The organism is Lawsonibacter sp. JLR.KK007 (assembly GCF_036941135.1).
Lineage (GTDB): Bacteria > Bacillota > Clostridia > Oscillospirales > Oscillospiraceae > Lawsonibacter.
Map to the genome: position 1 here is coordinate 811,382 of NZ_JAYWSY010000001.1, position 19,871 is coordinate 831,252.

General features: G+C 49.4%; 20 protein-coding genes and 1 pseudogene. 5 read left to right on the plus strand and 16 right to left on the minus strand.

Features of this window, described 5'->3' with window-relative positions; translation table 11 throughout:
* Positions 1 to 39 precede the first annotated feature (39 nt).
* Positions 40 to 606: a hypothetical protein gene (locus VV088_RS04610; protein WP_334599604.1), complete on the plus strand. Its 567-nt coding sequence runs from the start codon at positions 40 to 42 to the stop codon at positions 604 to 606.
* On the opposite strand, the gene VV088_RS04615 is transcribed toward VV088_RS04610, so the two are convergent.
* Complete coding sequence (locus tag VV088_RS04615) at positions 533 to 1,909, minus strand: MATE family efflux transporter (RefSeq protein ID WP_334599605.1); 1,377 nt, start codon at positions 1,907 to 1,909, stop codon at positions 533 to 535. The two genes, VV088_RS04610 and VV088_RS04615, sit on opposite strands and share 74 nt — an antisense overlap.
* Positions 1,910 to 2,029: 120 nt before the next feature.
* On the opposite strand from VV088_RS04615, the gene VV088_RS04620 reads away from it, so the two are divergent.
* Positions 2,030 to 2,554: a PadR family transcriptional regulator gene (locus VV088_RS04620; protein WP_334599606.1), complete on the plus strand. Its 525-nt coding sequence runs from the start codon at positions 2,030 to 2,032 to the stop codon at positions 2,552 to 2,554.
* A 212-nt stretch (positions 2,555 to 2,766) separates the two neighbouring features.
* Positions 2,767 to 3,543 (plus strand): annotated as a pseudogene (locus VV088_RS04625) (IS256 family transposase); the annotation flags it as partial.
* 444 nt (positions 3,544 to 3,987) lie between these two features.
* On the opposite strand, the gene VV088_RS04630 reads toward VV088_RS04625, so the two are convergent.
* A complete protein-coding gene (locus VV088_RS04630; RefSeq protein WP_289964698.1) occupies positions 3,988 to 5,382 on the minus strand; it encodes an IS5 family transposase in 1,395 nt (464 codons plus the stop codon).
* 799 nt (positions 5,383 to 6,181) lie between these two features.
* Between VV088_RS04630 and VV088_RS04635 the strand changes: the two genes are divergently transcribed.
* Positions 6,182 to 8,737, plus strand: coding sequence for an SIR2 family protein (locus VV088_RS04635; protein ID WP_334599607.1), 2,556 nt, complete (start codon positions 6,182 to 6,184; stop codon positions 8,735 to 8,737).
* Positions 8,738 to 8,868: 131 nt separating this feature from the next.
* Here VV088_RS04635 and VV088_RS04640 read toward each other — a convergent pair whose 3' ends face one another.
* The 9 genes from VV088_RS04640 to VV088_RS04680 all read right to left on the minus strand — a co-directional run bounded on the left by VV088_RS04640 (position 8,869) and on the right by VV088_RS04680 (position 15,196).
* Positions 8,869 to 9,198, minus strand: coding sequence for a hypothetical protein (locus VV088_RS04640; RefSeq protein WP_334599608.1), 330 nt, complete (start codon positions 9,196 to 9,198; stop codon positions 8,869 to 8,871).
* Between the two features lie 166 nt (positions 9,199 to 9,364).
* A complete protein-coding gene (locus tag VV088_RS04645; protein ID WP_334598924.1) occupies positions 9,365 to 9,565 on the minus strand; it encodes a hypothetical protein in 201 nt (66 codons plus the stop codon).
* On the minus strand, positions 9,558 to 10,343 hold the full coding sequence (locus VV088_RS04650) for an ATP-binding protein (RefSeq protein WP_334598923.1): 786 nt from the start codon (positions 10,341 to 10,343) through the stop codon (positions 9,558 to 9,560). The genes VV088_RS04645 and VV088_RS04650 overlap by 8 nt, the downstream gene beginning before the upstream one ends.
* The gene (gene istA / locus VV088_RS04655; RefSeq protein ID WP_161845261.1) at positions 10,343 to 11,893 is read right to left on the minus strand and encodes an IS21 family transposase; all 1,551 of its coding nucleotides are present in this window, start codon (positions 11,891 to 11,893) and stop codon (positions 10,343 to 10,345) included. Before istA ends, VV088_RS04650 begins: the two co-directional genes overlap by 1 nt.
* A gap of 105 nt (positions 11,894 to 11,998) precedes the next feature.
* The gene (locus VV088_RS04660) at positions 11,999 to 13,063 is read right to left on the minus strand and encodes a site-specific integrase (RefSeq protein ID WP_442913110.1); all 1,065 of its coding nucleotides are present in this window, start codon (positions 13,061 to 13,063) and stop codon (positions 11,999 to 12,001) included.
* 2 nt (positions 13,064 to 13,065) lie between these two features.
* Complete coding sequence (locus VV088_RS04665) at positions 13,066 to 13,632, minus strand: helix-turn-helix domain-containing protein (protein WP_334599609.1); 567 nt, start codon at positions 13,630 to 13,632, stop codon at positions 13,066 to 13,068.
* A 171-nt stretch (positions 13,633 to 13,803) separates the two neighbouring features.
* Positions 13,804 to 14,046, minus strand: coding sequence for a helix-turn-helix domain-containing protein (locus VV088_RS04670; RefSeq protein ID WP_442913111.1), 243 nt, complete (start codon positions 14,044 to 14,046; stop codon positions 13,804 to 13,806).
* A complete protein-coding gene (locus tag VV088_RS04675; RefSeq protein WP_334599611.1) occupies positions 14,039 to 14,521 on the minus strand; it encodes a type II toxin-antitoxin system PemK/MazF family toxin in 483 nt (160 codons plus the stop codon). The genes VV088_RS04670 and VV088_RS04675 overlap by 8 nt, the downstream gene beginning before the upstream one ends.
* 177 nt (positions 14,522 to 14,698) lie before the next feature.
* Positions 14,699 to 15,196, minus strand: coding sequence for an RNA polymerase subunit sigma-24 (locus tag VV088_RS04680; protein ID WP_334599613.1), 498 nt, complete (start codon positions 15,194 to 15,196; stop codon positions 14,699 to 14,701).
* A 518-nt stretch (positions 15,197 to 15,714) separates the two neighbouring features.
* Between VV088_RS04680 and VV088_RS04685 the strand changes: the two genes are divergently transcribed.
* The gene (locus VV088_RS04685) at positions 15,715 to 16,077 is read left to right on the plus strand and encodes a helix-turn-helix transcriptional regulator (protein WP_334599614.1); all 363 of its coding nucleotides are present in this window, start codon (positions 15,715 to 15,717) and stop codon (positions 16,075 to 16,077) included.
* An 83-nt stretch (positions 16,078 to 16,160) separates the two neighbouring features.
* Here the strand turns inward: VV088_RS04685 and VV088_RS04690 are convergent, their stop codons facing one another.
* The 5 genes from VV088_RS04690 to VV088_RS04710 are packed head-to-tail and all read right to left on the minus strand — an operon-like array spanning position 16,161 to position 19,837.
* A complete protein-coding gene (locus VV088_RS04690; protein WP_334599615.1) occupies positions 16,161 to 16,340 on the minus strand; it encodes a cysteine-rich KTR domain-containing protein in 180 nt (59 codons plus the stop codon).
* Positions 16,330 to 16,977 (minus strand): helix-turn-helix domain-containing protein, encoded by a 648-nt coding sequence (locus tag VV088_RS04695; protein WP_334599616.1) that lies wholly within the window; start codon positions 16,975 to 16,977, stop codon positions 16,330 to 16,332. Before VV088_RS04695 ends, VV088_RS04690 begins: the two co-directional genes overlap by 11 nt.
* 18 nt (positions 16,978 to 16,995) lie before the next feature.
* Entirely contained in the window at positions 16,996 to 19,029 is a 2,034-nt protein-coding gene (locus VV088_RS04700) for an AAA family ATPase (protein ID WP_334599617.1), read from the minus strand.
* A gap of 2 nt (positions 19,030 to 19,031) precedes the next feature.
* The gene (locus tag VV088_RS04705; RefSeq protein ID WP_334599618.1) at positions 19,032 to 19,496 is read right to left on the minus strand and encodes a DUF6530 family protein; all 465 of its coding nucleotides are present in this window, start codon (positions 19,494 to 19,496) and stop codon (positions 19,032 to 19,034) included.
* A complete protein-coding gene (locus VV088_RS04710) occupies positions 19,493 to 19,837 on the minus strand; it encodes a GIY-YIG nuclease family protein (RefSeq protein WP_334599619.1) in 345 nt (114 codons plus the stop codon). The genes VV088_RS04705 and VV088_RS04710 overlap by 4 nt, the downstream gene beginning before the upstream one ends.
* Between the last annotated feature and the right edge of the window lie 34 nt (positions 19,838 to 19,871).

Sequence of the window (19,871 nt, forward strand, 5' to 3'; positions counted from 1 at the left end):
ATAGCTGCCCCCCGCGGATGTCTGTGAGGTGACTAATTGATGAAAATACTAAGCTGCGGAGCAGGGATGCAGAGTACCGCACTGGCTTTGATCTCGTGTGAGCAGACCAGGGGCGAGATCGTACATACCGAGGTGCCGAGATATGACGCCATTATTTACTGCGACCTGGGCATCGAACCAGCGTGGGTCCCGGAACAGGTCAAGTTTATTGAGGCAGCCTGTCGGAGCAGTGGGATTCCATTTTATATCCTGAGAAGCGACCTTTACAGGGACTATATGAAAAACTTTGGAGTAAACCGGGTTTCTGCCATGCCGTTCTGGACGCTGAATGAAGAAGGGGAGCCTGGCCGAATTGCCCGAAGATCCTGCACGGTGGACTATAAAATCGTCATGATCCAAAAATTTGTCAGATATGAACTTCTGGGCTACAGGCCGTATCAGAGGTTGCGCCCAGAGGATATCGGAACGCATGAGCTGCATATATCCAGTGAGAATAATTTTGTGTTGCGTTCATTTGCATCACCTTATGTTATCAATGATCCTGGGGTGGAGTGGAAACCTGGGGTCCTGCTATCCGCAATTCTCTGTGCAGACGAACCGCCATAACTACAGTGACAATCGCTGAAATAATATCTGCTATCGGCTGCGCGTAGAGAACACCGTTTAATCCCCAAACCGCTGGAAGTATCAGAATAGCAGGGACAAAACAAATTCCCTGACGGCAGGCGCCGAGGATGCAGCCCTCTGCGGCTTTTCCCATCACAAGGAACAGGAAGGAATAGACTGTGTAAAAACCAAAAAGGACAAAAGAAAGTCCATTTGCCCGTAGAGCAATCGAACCGACACGAACCATCTCTGCGTCTTCCTTTGTAAACAGGGATACAATCTGCGTAGAGAATACAGCGGCAATAACACCAAAAATTACACAAAAGGCGGTAGACCAAAGGATAGCAGTTTTGATAGCCTCCCGCAGCCGGTCAAACTTTTTTGCTCCATAGCTAAATCCGGCGATTGGCTGAAATCCTTTCAGAAAACCAAAAACGATCAGTGTCCCCATTGACATGATTTTTGTGACCGGCCCCATGGCGGCCAGTGCGGAGCCTCCGTATTCCTTGGCGGCACTGTTTATCATGCTGATGGAAAGGCTGGTCAGAAGTTGGAAAATCAGCGTAGGGATACCGATTTTCAAAATTTCGGACATAATCTCTTTTGCAAAGCAACATTCTTTAATGCTGAAGCTGAATACGCTCTTTTTCCGGAGTATGTAACACACATAAACCAATGTGGAAACGATTTGGGAAATCGCTGTTGCAATCGCCGCGCCAGCTACGCCGAGGTTCAGCGCGTAGATGAAAACAGGGTCTAAAATTACATTCAGTACCGCACCAGCCATCAGCGCACACATAGCCGTTTTCGCCGCACCCTCACTGGAAACGATATTGTTCATGGTGACATTGAACACATTGAAAATGGAGAACACGATATAGATGCGGGTATAGGTGATTGCATAGGGCATAACGCTTTCGATTGCTCCGGCTTGTTCCAAAATCGGCTCCAGGAAGATGACAGAGAATAGGATCACGATTGCCCCAATCGAAACGCCGCTGTATATGGCTGTACTCGCTACCTTGTTCGCCGTGTCCTTGTCGCCCCGGCCCAGCAGCCTGGACAGATAGGCGGCAGCGCCGTTTCCGAACAGCAGGCCCAGGCCAACAACAATCTGTCCCAGGGGAAAGGCAACCGTGACCGCGCCCATCTGGCCGGTTCCCAGCCCGCCTACAAAATAGGTGTCTACCAAATTGTAGAGGGCGTTAATGAGCATACCAATCATCGTTGGGATGCCCAGTGCCAGGAGAACTTTGGGAATTGGCGCACTCCCCAGAAGCGCCATTTTTTTGTTTCCATCCATAAATTGCTCCTTTCTCTTGACAGCCAGTGTAATGTGAAGTAGTATACTTTATAGTAGCCGTCAGTCAACACATACTACTATAATTTATAGTAGTTGTCAAGTGCGAAAGGGGAAATCTTCATGGCAACAATAGATTTGATTGTCCTTGGGATGCTTAAAAAGCAGCCGTTGAGTGCCTACGACATTCAAAAGCTGGTGGAATACCGCAACATTTCAAAATGGGTAAAAATCAGCACACCTTCCGTCTATAAAAAGGTCATTCAGTTAGAAGAAAAAGGTCTGCTCCAGAGTGTCCCTGTGCGGGAGAATAATATGCCGGAAAAGGCAGTTTACTCGCTGACAGACAGCGGTGAACAGGAATTTGAACGGCTCATGGGAGAGCTTTCCGCCCAGCCTATCCGTATGTTTCTGGACTTTAATGCTGTGATTGTAAATCTGGACAGTGTTCCTTTGGAAATGCAAAAAACTTGCATTGACAGCATTGAAAAAAATGTGCAGGATTTGAAAAGCTATCTGGAAGAAAACCTTCGGGAAAAAGAAAATGCGCCGGAGGTTCCTGAAATCGGTATAGCGGTTTTGCGTCAGCAGTTTGTCTTGGCTGAAACGATTGAAACTTGGATTGAGGAATTGAAGAAGCGATTTTAAGGGCTAATTCTCAAAATGTGCTAAGGGGCTGGAAAGCACGCATTAGTGTGATTTCCAGCCCCTTTTTGCGGTTATTTCATAGTGCAGGTGCAAAATGTCAGCAGCCCGTTTCATAGTTTAATTTGTGGTCTTGTCCATATCAGCGAGAAGATCATGCCGGAGGTTGCGGCATGGCACACTTGCCCGCAGGCGAGCGTACAGAGCGCAACCGCCGCATAGCGGCGGCTCTTAGCGCGGAGGAGAACCGGCCGCTGGAGGTGGTGTATCCGTTCGTGTTCCTGGACGCCATCCACTACAAGGTGAAGGAAAATCACCAGTACCAAACCAAGGCGGCGTATGTGGTTATGGGCATCACCATGGACGGCACAAAGGACATCCTGGGCGTGTGGATCGGAGAGCATGAGAGCAGCAAATTCTGGCTGAATGTGTTGAACGACCTCAAAAGCAGGGGAGTTTTGGATGTTTATCTGTTCTGTGTGGACGGTTTGAAGGGTTTCGTGGAGGCTATTGGGGCGGTCTATCCCCAGAGCCAGGTACAGCGGTGCATCGTCCATCAGATTCGCTCCTCCACCCGCTTTGTCGGCTATAAGGACATCAAGCCGATGATGGTGGATTTGAAGAAGGTCTATACCGCTGTCACCTAGGATGAGGCTCTAGAAAATCTCATGGCATTCAAAGAAAAGTGGGGGAAGCAGTACCCCTCCTGCGTCAAAAGCTGGGAGGAAAACTGGGATATTCTGAGTACCTTTTTCGCATATCCCACCGAGATTCGGAAAATCATATACACGACAAATATTATTGAGGGCCTGAACCGTCAGTTCCGCCAGATCACAAAAAACAAGCCCAGCTTCACCAACGACGATTCCCTGCGCAAGATGCTCTACCTGGCCAGCAGGAAAATTGTCGAGCACTGGACTGCCAGATGTCGAAATTGGGACATGGTTTTGTCCCAGCTCCAGCTCATGTTCCAGGACCACCAGACCGCCTGAACCCGACTTCCCCTTAGTGTTTCCAGGCAGGGAGACGGCATTCACGCTGCGCGCGCATACCGTCTCCCCGCTTGGAACACAGGTGGATAAGCCGAGTTAAGCCGGGTTGTGTCCAACCCGGGAAATCCTCTGATTTGCTCCTGTTTCCTTGACTACAGCTTGTCTGCTTTTACACAAAATTTTCTGCCGGACCCAAAAACTACTTCTTCCACTATATCCAGCGCAATTACCCCGATGATTACGCCTCGGTGGTGGACTTTGACGGTGTAAGTGGTATTCCCCAACTTTCTCTTGAAACTGTGGGGCTGTTGCTCGTTTTGGTTTCTGCTATATTCTCTGCTCCTTTACATAAAAATAGAGCGCATAGACTAGTTTCTATACGCTCTGACGCTGTGTTACCTATTCGGTTGTAATTGTGGTAATAGTTGACAGTTATTCTAATATTTAGGCTCTGCTCCGCAACCTCGGCAAGACAAACAGCAGAAGCATAAGGCAAAACAGAGCGAGAGCGGCCCTCAGGGATAAGGAAAGGTTTGAGAGCAGCAGTGCAACGCCAATCACACAGACAGCGGTTTCCTGTAGGCGTGCCATGACGCGGTCCAGGCCGTAAGCGGTCTTGACCGTCCCGAAAACACCCTCCACAGCATTGCGGTCGCAGTTGTCCTGATACTCCAGTTTCTTTGCTTGACGGGACAGGCCGGGAGCTTTTGGCGGCTTTCCCAGGGCCGGACCGGACAGACGAATACCATGCTCTTTGCAAAAAGCCAGTGTCTGGCGGCTGCGGTAGATTTTGTCCGCCAGGATACGTTCCGGGTAACAGCCATAGCGCTCCCGGTACCGAGCCACCGCCCGCCAGAGGTCTTCCGATTCGTTGAAGGGCTCGAAGTCCAGCCGTTCGATCCTGGCATAGCCATCCACCAGACTGATATGCAGTTTTGAGCCAAACTCGGTATTGGCGTGGGCTTTTCCCCGAACGATGGGCCGGACCCAGGGCTGGGCCAGACTGACGATGCGCCGGGGAATGCTGTGGGTCCCGGATTCAAACATGAGGCGCTGCTGCTCGTAGACAGTAGTCATGATATTCAGGCGGTCCGCCTGCTTTGAAGACAATTTTGCACCTTTTTGAACCAATTCAGCTATGTACCTGATATCCCGGCGGATGTATTGCAGCTGTTTGCGTATCGCGGAACGGATTGCTTTCCCACTGCGCTTCTTGCTTTTGGACAGACGGAGATAGTCCTTCCGGGCGCGCTTGCGGTACATCCGGGGCTTCTTCTGTCCTGCCGCTTTACACAGCTCGTCCACCGTTTTCTCCGCTTTCTCCCGCACTTGGTTGAGTAAATCGATGTCCTGAGGATAGGCGATGTCCGCGGGGCAGCATGTGGCGTCCAGAATCAATGTCCCGCTGTTAGGCGGATCGTTCCCGTCATCCGAGTCATCCTGTTTCCCTGTCTCCGCTTTTGGGACAGACGCCTCCAGAATTGCTGCCAGGTCCTCCTCGCTGAACCGTTTCCGGAACGCCACCAGCGTGGACGCCCCGAACGGACACGGCCCGTACTCCTTCATGCCGATGAAATATTGCAGATACGGGTTTTCTCCAATGTGCTTCACCAGCCATTGGTCGCTGCATTTCAGCCGCCGCTGAATCAGCAGCGCCCCTAATGCCATCCGTGCCGGATGGGCCGGGTGACCATTGTTCACGAATCGCGCTGCATACCGCTCCTCCGCTATCTCCCACGGAACCAGCGCCGCCAGTTTCACCCAATCGTTTTCTGGGTCCAGTTTCCCATATGGAAAGATGAAATCTTCCATCCGAAGCTGACTGTTGTCCTTATACATCCACTCCGCCCCCTATAAGTGCACGCTTTTTCCTTGCTTTTTCCCAATTCCCTTGCACCTATTCTACCATATTTCATCCCATATTGCTTGTCTTCTAAGCAGTTTGAGGTTACGAAGCAGGCCCTATTTAACCTAACTCCTTAAATTCTCCCTCCTGAATAGAAATTTCAATATCAAATTTTGTGTTCTCGCCCGCAACTATCTTAATCCTATTGTTTCCACTTTCTACATTCAAAGTGCTTTGCCAGTGCCAATGCTATATTTTTCGCAATACGCTGTAAATGTCAACGGTTTTGTGCGAAACTTTTTGCGTAGAAAAATGCCGCAAACGGCGTTGTTTGCGGCAAAAGTGGTACGCCCGAGCGGATTCGAACCGCTGGCCTTCCGCTTAGGAGTGGCTTCAATACACTGTTTATCAGTGACAGTAAAACGTGGGAACCCCTTGATATTGCTGGATTTCACCGTTGTTACACTGCTTGTTATGTATGTCTTTTTTCTGCTGATTTTCATCGTTTTTTGTGGTCGTAATTAGCAAGCTATTAGCAGAGAAGGTACAAAAGCGGCAGATGATAATCGGTTAACTCGAATCGCAACTGCCAAGTGTAGATAAGTAGCTTCCCTAAATTGAATTTGAGAGATATATTGCTTTAACTGTCGAATTGTGGCATAATTATGATGATTGTGGATGTGATTGATTAAGAGGACATCTTGTGAAAAGTCCATTATTCCCTTTTGAAATTGCAGATATTACCACATTATAATGATTTTCATACTATCTCATCTTCTAATGGAGGTTACAATGTCTATCCAAGATTCAAAATTCTTAAAGACACGTCTATTGCAGCGATCAGCTGCATTGCTGTTAGGTGCAGGTTTTTCGTTTGGTGCGAAAAATTTGGGCGGCAATGATTTACCCTTGGGAACAGGATTAGCAGAAAAACTGTATAACCATTTTTATGTTGAGTGCCCTCCAGCAAGGGATGCTGCTTATATAGAAAATGTCTCTCATTACAAAAAAGATTTAAGGAAAATATGCTCGATTCTTCGTTCTGAAAATCGTCAAGAAATTCGTGACACATATTTGTCCAATATCTTCTCTGGTTGCCATCTTAGCGGGAAGCAATATCAATGTAAAATAAGGAGTTACGCATGGGACACTATTTTTACATTGAATATTGATGACTTAGTTGAGAATATTTTTGCTGATGCAGGTACTTCGCTTTGCGTTTGGAATTACAGGGAAAACGGAGAACGGAGGCCCCATACACAAACGCTTATTAAGCTGCACGGCGATATACATTCTCCCCAAGATGGTTTTGTTTTCGATGATGAAGAGTATTCAAAATTTGCATCCGACAACAACTGTTTGCTAAAAGAATTCGCTCATGTCTTTTTGAGCAAGGATATGGTAATCCTTGGCTCTGAATTCCAAGAAAGTGATATTTCTTTTGTTCTTAATCTTTATGAATCAGCAGGATATAAAAACAGCGATTGTCATTACTTTTTTGTGGTTCCCAGAATCAATGATATTGTCCTTAGAAATAAGATTGAAAATATAGATAATTTTCATTGGGTTGAAATGGATACAGAGATGTTCCTCACATTTGTATCGGAAGAGATTGTACAAACCACAAATGACCGGAATCTTCTAAAAGAACGCGGTGCAGTTTTTGTTGATGAGCTTCCAGTCCAAGAAAACTACATGAGTGAGATATATTCTGGGAAATCGGTTCAATATGATGACTTTTTTGGAGAGTGGGACATTATATATCCAAACCAAAAAGTGCTAATTCAAAATGCATTGAAACGCCATGCGCCTGTCACTATTATTACATTATTTGGGAAACCATATAACGGAAAAACTGTAGTTGCCAAAAGATGTTTAATGGATTTGAAAGAAAACGGCTATATCACTATTGAGATACCTCACATGGAGCATAATGTCTATGAGAGTCTTTCACTGTATTTATCCAGATTACCTGAGGAATCGAACGTTGCACTCCTTATAGAAAACGCCGCTTACCAATATGAGCATATTGTTATATTCGCTAATGAGCATTTTAGCATTGTTAACCATCTGGTTATTATTACTACAGATTCTTCGCAGAACCACATGGGACGCAGCCACAATCTTCTCAACTTGCCAGAACAAATCGAATGGCTGGATTTCAAAGTTTCTGAAAGAATTACTCCTGAATTCGCTGCTAAGATTTTTTACAAGCTATGCGTGAAGAAGAGGTTGAATAACTATTTGAAATGTTGTCGTCCAATGACACACCCGACTGAGACAAATAATATGTACCGGATATTAGATGAAATGCTAAAGGCAGAAGATATTATCAACGTTCTATACTTCAGCTCTGAAGGGAAATTTTTCCGAGAATACTATGCTGATTGGTTCAAAAGGCATCGGAGCGCTTTTTATGATGATTATTTATATGTCTTAGCTGGTTTGGGAAAACTCGGAATATCTGCTGTTCCCTTACACGTCCTTCCCCAATTGGTTCCCCTAAAAGCCGCTAACTTTAGGACTGATGACTTTCTTGAATGCTACCCGGATATTTTGGAAGTTCAAAACGGCTATGTAAAGTTGCTTAGGAGCCGTTTAATGGGTGAAGTTCTAACCCTCCACTCCAGCGATACTTTACAAACAGGACTTCATCAACTTGTGAGATATACGATTGGTTTATTCACTGAAGGGGATAAGAGTGAGGCTTACGAAATATTTCAAAAAGCTTTACGTGTAAAACGTATTCGCCATTATTCATTACTTTCCCCCGATCAAACAGAGCACTTGTTCGTGTCTCTTGAAAAATATTGCACAGATATTAGCTATTTTCGAGTTCAGTATGGTCTATCTTTCCAACTTGTAGGAAGGTTTTCAGAGGCAAATAATCAGTTTTTATATGCCCAAAATATTCGACCAAATTCTTATCAAGTCGCACACGCACTTGCAAAAAATCGTATGGAGATTGGATTGGATGATTTAAGGCACAGAAGAATTTCTGCTGATGACAACTTTCAGTTAGGTTGCGTGGAGATGGAAAATATCATTAGCAGCCCTAACTACAGTCGCGGTTACAGTTATTCAGTTCACTCTTACTTTGATATGGTAAAGAAATTTTATCAGGTGAAGGGTCAGGTTATTCCGATTGAGAAATGCGAGAAATTGCATAGTTTTTTTAGACCTCTGCTTGAAATGCAGATAGACTCCAGAGTTCAGAATGCCATCATTGAGTTTTTGCGTTACTGCCAACACCTTAATATCCCCCAATATTGCGAAGGTTTAGAGAAAGTTTGGAAGATTAAGCCACGCATTATTATGGAGGAGGATTATATTGATATAGAAGAGTAACCTTTTATATTCCAGTATCAATTTAATAACTCCAAGCCTACTCTTTGCAGAGGAAGGAATATTGAAGTTATATAAGAGGAGATCAGGAATGGCAAAGCCCATTTCTGATCTCCTCTTATGCCAATTTTGTATTACATAACTTGTGCAAGCGATTTTAGCATAGTTGCCATCTCCGGGGATTCGGCAAGGAGTTTGATAAGGAGCGCCTGTTTCTCGCCAGCGTCAAGCTGCTGGAGAGGGTCAGGCTGTGCGGCCTGTTCTTCACTCACCGGGCCAGAGTAAAACTGCTGCTGGAATCTCTCAGCGTTCATGCGGCGGCTATCGTCCAGGATGTGTGCATACCGCTCCGTTACCATAGATGCCTGGGCGTGGCCAGTATCGCCCTGAACGCCCTTGATGTCACCGCCACTGAGCATCAGTTTATAGGTGGTGCTGGTGTGACGGATACTGTGAAATACCACTTTGGGCAGATCATTTTCGGAAATCAGCTTATTGATGCATATACCGGACCGAGAGCCCCGTCTGCACGGAGTATTAGCCCCACCCTGCCGGAAAGGAGCCCCACTATTCCACGAGCAGTTTTAGAGGAAAGGCCCTGCCAGCCGAGGCGGCGGGCAGAGCCAGGGATCAGTGATCGCAGTCGGGGATGGGGATACCGTTGGCAGTCAAAACAGTCTCCAGTAATTGAGTGCGATTCAGGTAAAAGTGTAATTCCTCCCGCATGGCATAGAAGATTTCCAAGGATTCCCGTTCCGCTTCACGCAGGATCATCAAATCCAATTCAAGGTCACAGGGGGAATCGGAGGGATTGAAGGGGCAGTCAGGCATCCTGCTCAGCGCCTTTGGCGCGGGAAGACTTCAGGCCATTACGTTCCCGCATGGAGACGCGGCCTTCAACCAGGACCTCATAGGCGTTGTGGATGATGCGGTCCATGATTGCCTCGGAAACGGGGCTGCCGGAGTCAGGATTGGGATCAATGCGTGTATACCAGCCCTCAGACTGGTACTGGGTGCAGAAAATCATGGAGCGCTGGCAGCGGGCCTCCACGATTTCCAGCAGGTCATAGGACTCCTGGGGGGAGAGCGGCCGGATGAGCCACTCGTCCAGAATGAGTAGATCCACCTTCTTGTAGGAGGCCAGACACTTCTTCAATTCGCCGCCGCTGCGGGCAATGCTCAGCTCGTCGAGGAGCTCCGGCATACGGACATAGCGGACCTTCTTGAACCGGCGGCAGGCGGCGTTGCCCAAGGCGCAGGCAATGTATGTCTTGCCGTTGCCGGAAGCGCCTTTGAGGATGATGTGGTGGCCCTCGTCCACAAATTTGCAGGTGGAGAAGCGCAGCATCTGAGCCTTGTCCAGCTTTCTGTCCTCGTAGTACGAAATCTCTTCCACCGCAGCGAACGGGGCGGCGAAGTGGGCGTTGTGAATGAGCCGCTTCACCGTGTTGGTCTGGCGGCGGTTCCACTCGGCAGTCACCAGCAGCCCCAGCCGGTCCTCAAAGCCGAGTTCATTGAATGAGGAGTCCTGTAATTGGCTGGACAGCTCCGCCGCCATGGCGGTCATCTTCATTCCAACCAGCATGTCAATGGTTGCCTGGAGTACCATCAGCCCTCGCCTCCCTTCCGGAAATAGGAGGCTCCGCGTGTAATGCCGAAGCGGTTGGAATCGTTGGGCTTGTCCTGCGGGGCTGCTTTCGCGGGCCGGTCCTGGCCGTTTTTCAAGAGGCTGCTAATGTTGCGGACAGAGGGCGCTGCGCTGTACGCAAGGATCCGCCCACAGGCGTTTTCCAGACGCTCTCTGCCATAGCGCTCTCCCAGCTTTGTCAGGCTGGCACAGGCTTTGTAGCCCTGCTCCGGGGCTGTCCCGGAGGTCAGGAAGTGTTGGATCACCTTCTCCGTCATGGGTCCCACAGACATGGCCCAGCGGCTGAAATCGCCGGCGTTATATGTCAGATACTTCTGGTGCGCCAGCGGCATATGCTCCAGCTTTACCAGCGGCTCGCGCTGGATCGTCTGCAAGCGGCGGTGGCTGGCGACACGACTGCCATGGTAGAATACCTCCACCGCAGTCTTTGTCACACGAATATCCACTTTTTCGCCAATCAGGTTGTACGGCACAGAGTACTTGTTCCTGCCGTCAGATACCAGATAATCGTTGGGGACCTTGGCAACGGACCAGACAGCCGCTTCAAAGGGCACAGCAGGCAATGGCAGCATGTACGGTTTCTCTTCCTCCAGCCAGGCGCTGCGGCGTGTGCCCGCCATCCGCTGGAACGGGCGGTTGTTCAGTTCCTCCAGCTTTTCCGCTATGGCCTCGTTCATCTCGCGGATGGAGAAGAACTTCCGCTCACGCAGCGCCGCAATGATCCATGTCTGGGCAAAACGCACAGATGCTTCCGCTGCGCTCTTGTCCTGGGGCTTGCGGACGCGAGCCGGAACGATTGCCGTGCCGTAGTATTCGGCCAGCTCCTGGTAGCTGCGGTTGAGCACAGTCTCGTATCGGGTGTTAGCCGTAGTGGCTGTCTTGCAGTTGTCCGGAATCAGCAGCCGTGTCACACCGCCAAAATACTGGAAGGCATGGACGTGGCAGGACAGCCAGTTCTCTGTCTTCATGTCCTCACAGACCTCCGCATAGGTGTAGCAGCTGCACGGCAGCACGGCCATGAACAAGTACGCCGGGCTCTGTTTACCGGTTACCAGATCATATACCGGAAGGGTATCGCCCGCCCAGTCCACCTGCATGGCGTCTCCCGGCTTGTGCTGGATGCGCATGGTGGCCTTCGTCACCCGCGCCCACCTCCGGTACTTGTCCCCAAACTGCGTGCTCATGTACGGCGTTTCCCCAGCCTCATGGCACTTCCGGCAGTATTCCTCCCACAAAAGCGCCATGGTCACCCCAGGCTTCGCCAGCTCCCGGTGAATGTACGGATAGTCCGGCTCCACATACCGGCACCCGCTCTTATACTTACCAGGGAACAGAATCTCCTCCAGCTCTGCGTTGGTGATGTCATCATCCAGCGGCCACGCGATTTGCTTCTCCTTTGCTGCTTGCAGAACGCTGCGGACGGTGTGCCGCGAACAATGTACCGTTGATTCGATTGTTCGTTGGCTGTGGTTGAGGCTATCCAGTCTCAAGATCTCCAGATAGTTTGGCATGGTGGGACCTCCAATTGATATAGTCACAGTTTCCTGTGCTACGCCAATTATACAGGTCCCTTTCTTTACTTTCGTGGAGTGGGGCTCCCTTCCGGCAGGGTGGGGCTAAAATTCCGTGCAGATGGAGCTGCTGGTCCGGTGTATGCAATTGAACAGCCGGTTAATGGTGGAGCCTTCGGTGGGCGTCCCGGAAGTGGACGCAAAGACCAGATTGTAGTCCGTGTACTCATCGCCAAGGAGTTCTTTCAGTTCCTCTATATCCTTTTTTCGCTCAACCAGCATTTCCGCCACCGCACGGGGAAGAAAGACCTTCCGTACACTCGTCTTTGTCTTAGGCTCTTTCAAAACGAGGACGGTATGACGACAAGCGAGGATAGACGGAAATTTCAGCTTAACACCGTGTTCCTCCGTCTGGCTCAAAGCCTCTCTGGAAACACGCTGCAACTCCTTGTCGATATAAACATAGGCTTTGCCGCTTTCAATGCTCTTCGGCGAAATGTCTATGCAGTCCCATGTGAGGCCGAGCAATTCACCCAGTCGCAGGGAACAAGCAAAGGAAAGATGGATTGCCAGTTTGAGAAGATCATCGTCGCAGAGGTCAATCGCCTGGAACAGCGTTTCGGCATCCCATATCTCCCGTTTGTGTTCTTCGCATTTCGGGAGCGTGGCGTTTTGAACGGGGTTACGGGCCATCAGCTCCCACTTAATCGCCTGATTAAAGGCGTTGCGGAGCAGCTTGTGAATCTCCCGTATCGTCCGGGGCGTGATGAAGCCATCTTTGGCTACCCCGTAGGGGCGGGCTTTGGCCTTGACCGTTTTGAGCTGCTTGTAGAAGTGATCCATCATCCGGGGATTGATGTCATCCAATTTCCTATCCCCAATAAGGGGCCGGATGTAGTTGTCGATCAGCGACTTGTGGCCCTCATAGGTAGAGGGTGCCCAGGTGTTGACGCCATAGATGGTGACGTACTGATCTAACAGGTCTGAAAGCGTCAGGGCAGAGGGGGCAATGAAGGTGTTGGTGTCCTGTTGATGCTCAATTTCGGCCTTGCGCTTTCTGGCGGCGGCATTTGTATCAAAACTTTCCCACTTTTGCCGCTTGACGCCGTTCTCGTCTACAACATAGTAGACAACTGAGTATTTGCTCTTGCGTTTGATGATCGTTGCCATTTTCAGACCTCCTTCTGGGCCTTGACCTTCAGATAACGCTTCTGGCCCTGATACCATGCCTCGAAACTCTCTTTGTCAATGCGGGGACGGTCATTGTATCGCTCGGTTTTGAACAGCCCTTTTGCAATCAAGCCATATACCGTGTTGCGGTGAACGCCCAGCATAGCGGCAACCTCCGTTGCAGAAAAGGTTGTTTCGAGAATAGCCCGCTGCCTATCCCATTCCTCAAAACTGTGCTTGTCAATACGAGGGTGGCCGTCAACCCAGGTAATATGAAAAGGTTCCGTTTTCAGAAACTCATATAGCCGACTGCCCTCTATGCCGAGGACGGCTCCGACCTCACCGGCTGAAAGAGTGTTGGCGTAGTTCTGTCCCGGTGCGGGGCCGTCAACTTTCTTGTAATGGAATTGGGATGCGTACCACTTCTCAAAGCTGTCCAGCATGACCCGCATTTTCTTTCCGACAATGATGATTTCAAAATGTCCCTGCTTTATCAGCCAGTAAGCGGCTCCCTTTTTCAAGCCGAGCATTCGCTGTAATGTTGGGACTGAGATGCTTGTCTTATCCATTATGTAAGCAACCTCCTGTTCATTGATTTGGCTACCTTGCTTTGGGCAGGCCCGTATTTGTCCCCCGCCAACTGCACCCAAGGCGTTTGCCATGGGTACAGTTTAGTGGAGAAATGCAAAACTCTCAAAGGTGCAACTCCCACAGATATGCCAGATTTGCACCATTGACAGTTAAAAAGTGTCTAACCACTCGTCAAAACTCTTTTTTGAGATGCGAATTTGCTTTCCGACTTTTACGCTTTTGAATAGCTTGCGCTTGATAAGCAGATAGGCAGTAGACCGGCTTATATCAAGAATTTGTTGGATTTCTTCGATTGAATAAGTCCGCTTCTCTTTATCATCTGATACTGCTGGGAGTGCGCTGTTGTTGGCGTTCAGTTCCGCGATCCTTTGCTTCAGCAATTTGTCAGGCATTGATCGCACCCCCATGTTCTGTCGGATGATTGCAACAAGTATCATGCTCCAATCCAGTCCCGCTTAAAGAAAGAGCATCTGCACAGGGGCTGCAAAGGCCCATATTCAAGGATTGGAACGGGGTGTAGATTAGGTCAACGCTGACGGCCAGGGCGTGGTTCATACCCTGGATATGCTCTTTGGTCAACCGACCAATGTATTTTGTCAACCGCCGCTTATCAAGGGTTCGTATCTGCTCCATCAAAACGATGGAGGGTCGTTCAAGACCGCACTCAACGTCGATAAAGTAGTGGGTGGGCAGCTTAGGCTTTACCCCCACCTTACTGGAAATGGCTGCGACGATTACTGTGGGACTGTGTTTATTCCCCTTATTGTTCTGGATGATAACGACGGGGCGATACCCCTCTTGCTCCGAGCCGATGCCCCGACCCAGGTCGGCATAGTACATATCACCCCGCAGGTATGTCCTGCTCATAATGCTTAACCCCCTTGTGCAAACTTAGACGGCCTGCGCCGACTGTGGTGAAAGGCTTTTCGTTGCCTTTCACCTAATGCACCCAAAACAAGGAGGTGTAGGGGTAAAATTTGAAAATTCTATAAAAACCTTTCAAAGTGAAAAGGGAGCTGCCATTGCCGGCAGCCCCCTTTAAGGCTATTTGATCTCCTGAAAATATGTTCGGAGTTTATCTACCGCTCTGCGGATGCACTCATCCACCGATGTAAAATGTACCCCTTCGTCGCTGGCAATCTTCCGCAGGGATACTCCGGCGAAAAAGTGCCGGACAAATCGCTCTTTCTGCTTTGGGGTCAGCTTGCCATACTGAAACAGCTTGTCCACCGCCAATTTGATACGGCGGTTCTCATCGGCCATAATATAACTATCATCCAGGGATGGGGCGGGATGTGCGATAGTATCCTCCAACTCGGTCATAGAGACTGTTTTGTTCCCCTGGGCTGTTTCAAGGCGTACCTGTTCCAGATAAATCTCGTCGGATAGGGCTTTCAGCTCCAAAAAGTCCGCCTCCGTTTTGTCAGGGTTATCCCGCAGATAATCCTCCATTGAGATTTCCAGAGTCCCGTCAGAAAATTGGTACACAATGCCCTCGCTAAATTTATTAAGGGCATAATCGCTTTTGCGATAATTCTTCACTGTTTAACCTCCGATCTGAATTTTGTGGAAATTCAGATCGGAGGGCGGGCCTCGACACCCTGCGCCAGTGGGCGGTTCACTCGAACATAAATGTGCAGGCGCAAAGAGACTATGCCCTTTGCACTTGCCGGAAAATATATCTCCCCAAAGCGGAGAAGTAACAGCTACCTCACAAGTAGAAAAGTGCCATGCGCAAGCAAGGCTTTTTTTGACGATTCATCCTTGCTGGCCCATGACACTCTATGCGAGGTCGCTTTTTCTATTGTGGAGCGGTGCCGCCATCGTGGACAGCACATAAAAATCCCTCCAAACGTCCAAACGACGTTGGAGAGATTTCAGGGTATGGCAATACGGCCCACCAAAACATCGTTTTTTTTATTCGGTGGGCTTGCTATTTTCTTTTTAGCCGAGTCAAACAAGAAATTTAACCTCTTGTAGTAGGATATTATAACTCGTTTCACTGGTGCTTACATATCTGTAAAATAGTGATGACATTTCTAATATACAGAGGTGAGCTTATGGAAACTCGAAGCAAGAAGTTCAAACTTGATTTCATGCCAATAGGACAGGACATCAAACAGGCTCGTGAAGCAAGGGAAGTGACCAGGGAACAGCTTTCAGAGATCATCGACTACGTTCCCCGGCACATCCAGGCCCTTGAAAACGAGGGGCAGACCCCCAGTGTGGATTTGCTGTTCCAGCTTGCAGAAATGTTTGACGTTTCTCTTGACCGGCACATATTCAAGGACAGGGACAATGTGAAAAGTTCTATGCGGCGGCGCGTGGATACGCTGCTGGACGGGCTGAGTGACAAAGACCTTGTTATCGTTGAAGCAGTCGTGAAAGGGATACATCAGGCAAAGGAATTGCCAGAGGGGTAATGCTTGTACCCCAGCTTTGTCCAGACACATAGAAAAAGAGCCGATGCACTATGAGAAATCTCACAAGTTCATCGGCTCTGCGTCTACGCGACTGGCTCTTTGACAACGGTGATATTCAGTTTGCTCACGTTGATAAGGCTCTCACTTTTGCATTTTGGACAAAAAAGAGGAAAGTTACGCAATTCTGTGTCTTTATTGACCCTGGTTCGTGTTTTACATCCACAAGTGGGACATAATATCCATTCAAAACCTCTACCGCTCATAGGAATCCCTGCGCTTTTCGGGGAGCCGCCTATCCTTATTCAGCAGAACATCAAGTTCATACTTAATCAATCCGTGTTCCGTGCAGTACAGATATAGACTTCCGCCACCTCGCATATTGGGAAATCGGAAATTGGGACTTTGTTCAGGATAAAACCTATTTAGCCAAACGCGGTCATCATTTACACAGGCTGCGAAAAGGAGATAATGCTCCCGCCGCATTTCGTGCTGTACAGTGGCGTAATACTCGGCATCGACTTCCTCTACCTGCGGGGTGTGTTTTGGGGCGTCTATGTTCGGAATCAGCGGTTGAAGCTGACGCCCGCAACAGGCAATAGAAGCGGCCCCTGTGCTGGTGAGGATATTTCCGCAGACAGGACAGACATAAAATTGTATCCGATCCATTTTTCCCACATCAGGGCGGTTGGGTGTCAGTTCTCCCTGAAGCAATTTGAGGATATCTGCTCCCAGCACATTCGCCAGTTCTTCCCAAAGGGAAACATCAGGACACCCCAGGCCGCACTCCCATTTTGAGATCGTCTTATTGCTGATATTTAACTGATCTGCAACCTGTTTTTGTGTCAGCCCTTTTTCTGTGCGAAGTTGGAGAATGAGTTTTCCTACTTTCATGCAATCCATTTGCTGGCCTCCTTCCCATTACAAGTATCGTGCGATGATCTGAACCAGCCGCATAGGTAATTGTTTGAGGTCACTCATGTCGATAAAACGATCCTGACCGTAGATTTCACAGATGGCATCCTTATCCTGCCCAATCGCAGCAGCCAGGAAGATAATACCCTTGCGGCTGTACTCGTTTATTGTCTGTTTCATATCCTCCGCCGCAGAATTGCTGGTATAGTCCGGCATCGCCTTTGGCTGGCCGTCGCTGAGACTGATCAGCAGCTTGGTTGTCTGCGGTGCTTTGGTCAGCTTTTCGGACAATACTCTGAGCGCCATTCCATCACGGTTGTTGCTGATACCCTGCATGGACATGATCGCGTATTTGTCGTTTAGCGCAGGTTCTTCCCAATCCAAGTAAGCATACATCGACATCTTTTCCCGTGGAGAGCGGTCGGCGGTATCGCCATAGATTAGCACAGGGATACCGCAGGCTTCACAGAACTCACAGACGGCAATAGCGGCTTCTTTTGCCGCTTCCAGCCGCCCAAAGGCGTTCATAGAAGCAGACTGGTCAACACGCAGCGCAACGGCCAACGAAGGATTTTCGTCAGGCGGATTCTTCTTTGAAAAATACCGAAAGTCCGGCATAGCGGCTTTTTCAGCATGGAATCTGGAACCATAAACACGGTTTTTTGCAAACTCCGCGGCGATTTCATGTTCCAGCAGCGGCTCTGTTTTTCTGGTCAATTCTTGAATGACCGGCATAAGCGCGGATGCAATCTCCCGGTATTCCCGCTGCTGTTCCGGGGTCGATTCGGGGCGGCGGACAATCATACCAACTTTTTCATGGGCAGAACCTTTTACCGCCTCGCGGGCCTCCTGGTTCAACCGCTTGCGGAAGGCTTGCTTTTGTTCCTCCAAGCGGGCCTGATCTTCCGGGGATAACTCGTGGTACATAGGGGTTCCATCATCGCCGGTATCGGTGCTATGTGTTTCAAGCGCAGATTCTGACTGGCCGTTGGTGTGGCCCTCGCTATCGGCTGTTTTCTTCAAGGCAACCGCTGGAGGGGTATCTGTTGCGGATGCAGGAGATATATTGTCAGAGCCATCGGCGGGAATTTCTAATTCCTCGCCGTTGCTCTGGCCGTGGTGGCATTCAATCCCCTCAAGCGCCATTTTCAATCCCGATTTCGTCAGCGCCTGCTCCAAAATGGCGATCTCATCCGTGTCGGTGGTCATTTTATAGATAACCTTGTGATATAGAGATTCTGCGGCGCTTGTTCCTTGAGAAATGGCATCGATCCAAAAGAAGTACGATCTCATACCAGCCACGCCTTTGATTGCGTTCGCTTTGGCGATCTGGTCAAGCAGGACAATCGTTTCGGCGCAGGTGCGCAGTACATCAGTATCCCGGAACGCCGTCTTTTCAGAAGCACGTTCCATCATCACTTCAATCGGGGGCAAGTCCATCTTTTCAGAGTGCTGCACCCGGTCACGCAAGGCTTCATTCAGCGGTCGGCACCCGTTATAGCTGCGGTTGGTGGTAATGACGGCGATAAAGTCCGGGTGGCGGTGGACAATACGGGTGGGCAGGTTGATACTGCCGTCCGGCTCCAATGCGGAGTTGAGCGCCATTAAAACAGCCGCATCCCGGATCACGGTCGGCTCCTGGATCTCCAGAAGCCAGCCGTTTTCATAGGCCCGCACAATTTCAGAGGGGTAATACTGATATTCTACGCCGCCCGCTTGATTGTCCTTTTCAGACAGCACTGGCAGGATTGCTCCCAGCACATCAGACTTGTCCATATCTGCGAAACAGGTCACTTTTGTGTAAGGAAGGCCAAAGTCGGCGGACAATGCTTTCGCAAGCTGTGTTTTGCCGGAACCGGCGTCACCTTCCAGAAGAATGGTGGAGATTTTCATTTCGCCCCGGTTCCAGTTGCGTTTGACGGCTTCGCAGATACGCCGTTCCGCCTCACTCTCTACATGGGATGCGGGTTTTTGCCAGACAAGGGACTGTTCATCTTCTGTCAACTGTCTGGCCGGTGACAGAAGATAGTTCCGTTCCATTTTCAATAACACTCCAATTCTTTCAGTATTCTGGTCAGCGTTCTGAGCCGCTCTCCAGTCAGTTCCCCCAGGTCGTTCAGCGCCTGGGAGAAGTCTTGTATATCTTTGTTGATGTTCGGGTTCTCTGCGCAGATGGACACCGGCAGCGCCTCACCCTGCAAGCCGATCCGCTCAATGGTGGGATTGTCAGGGTCATACAACAGCGGGAGCCGGTATGCCTCCTTGAAGTACAGCAATGTGCGGCTGAGAACGATCATCAGGTCAAAAACCTGATGGATGGGAAGTTCAGCACTCATTTTCAGTGTGCCGTCCTCCTGGGCCGTCCACAACTGCGCCGCGATCTGCATGGCCTGATTCTCTTTTAAGGCGGGAGCGCCCAGCGTCATGCGCTTCAGGTCAGAGTAATAGGCATTGCGGCCATCCAATCGGTCGTAACCGTTTGCGGCCACAACAATTTTTTCGTTCATTTCCAAAACCTCCTTGCGTTCGGATTTTCGAGTAGGCACAACTCACAGAGCGTTTCCAGTTCTTCCTGGTGATTTTCCTTGGGGTCGTCATATTCCAGGCGTTTCACAACCTGGAGTTCAAAGGCGTCCTCGCCGTATTGCTCCCAGAGTTCCTGCAATCTCTTATTGGGGCAGTTCCCGGCAGAGAGTTGAAAGCGAATCCGATTGAATTTTGCGGGGATGTCCGTGGCGGTCGCCAAAAACATTTCGTCCGTTGCGCTGCATCGGAAGGAAATCACGCCCATTTCCGGGTGACGGTTTTCCCATGCTTCTAAAAGTTCGAGTTTTCTTTTCATATCCATGTTTTTCACCTCGGGTCACATTCTATCGTATAAA

Coding starts and splice junctions, on each gene's coding strand:
- VV088_RS04705 (WP_334599618.1), bottom strand. CDS start 19,496: ATGAACGAAAAAATTGTTGTGGCCGCAAACGGTTACGACCGATTGGAT.
- VV088_RS04630 (WP_289964698.1), bottom strand. CDS start 5,382: ATGTATAAGGACAACAGTCAGCTTCGGATGGAAGATTTCATCTTTCCA.
- VV088_RS04650 (WP_334598923.1), bottom strand. CDS start 10,343: ATGGTACTCCAGGCAACCATTGACATGCTGGTTGGAATGAAGATGACC.
- VV088_RS04635 (WP_334599607.1), top strand. CDS start 6,182: ATGTCTATCCAAGATTCAAAATTCTTAAAGACACGTCTATTGCAGCGA.
- VV088_RS04700 (WP_334599617.1), bottom strand. CDS start 19,029: ATGGAACGGAACTATCTTCTGTCACCGGCCAGACAGTTGACAGAAGAT.
- VV088_RS04695 (WP_334599616.1), bottom strand. CDS start 16,977: ATGGATTGCATGAAAGTAGGAAAACTCATTCTCCAACTTCGCACAGAA.
- VV088_RS04665 (WP_334599609.1), bottom strand. CDS start 13,632: ATGGATAAGACAAGCATCTCAGTCCCAACATTACAGCGAATGCTCGGC.
- VV088_RS04610 (WP_334599604.1), top strand. CDS start 40: ATGAAAATACTAAGCTGCGGAGCAGGGATGCAGAGTACCGCACTGGCT.
- VV088_RS04710 (WP_334599619.1), bottom strand. CDS start 19,837: ATGGATATGAAAAGAAAACTCGAACTTTTAGAAGCATGGGAAAACCGT.
- istA (WP_161845261.1), bottom strand. CDS start 11,893: ATGCCAAACTATCTGGAGATCTTGAGACTGGATAGCCTCAACCACAGC.
- VV088_RS04690 (WP_334599615.1), bottom strand. CDS start 16,340: ATGAGCGGTAGAGGTTTTGAATGGATATTATGTCCCACTTGTGGATGT.
- VV088_RS04685 (WP_334599614.1), top strand. CDS start 15,715: ATGGAAACTCGAAGCAAGAAGTTCAAACTTGATTTCATGCCAATAGGA.
- VV088_RS04675 (WP_334599611.1), bottom strand. CDS start 14,521: ATGAGCAGGACATACCTGCGGGGTGATATGTACTATGCCGACCTGGGT.
- VV088_RS04620 (WP_334599606.1), top strand. CDS start 2,030: ATGGCAACAATAGATTTGATTGTCCTTGGGATGCTTAAAAAGCAGCCG.
- VV088_RS04670 (WP_442913111.1), bottom strand. CDS start 14,046: ATGCCTGACAAATTGCTGAAGCAAAGGATCGCGGAACTGAACGCCAAC.
- VV088_RS04660 (WP_442913110.1), bottom strand. CDS start 13,063: ATGGCAACGATCATCAAACGCAAGAGCAAATACTCAGTTGTCTACTAT.
- VV088_RS04615 (WP_334599605.1), bottom strand. CDS start 1,909: ATGGATGGAAACAAAAAAATGGCGCTTCTGGGGAGTGCGCCAATTCCC.
- VV088_RS04645 (WP_334598924.1), bottom strand. CDS start 9,565: ATGCCTGACTGCCCCTTCAATCCCTCCGATTCCCCCTGTGACCTTGAA.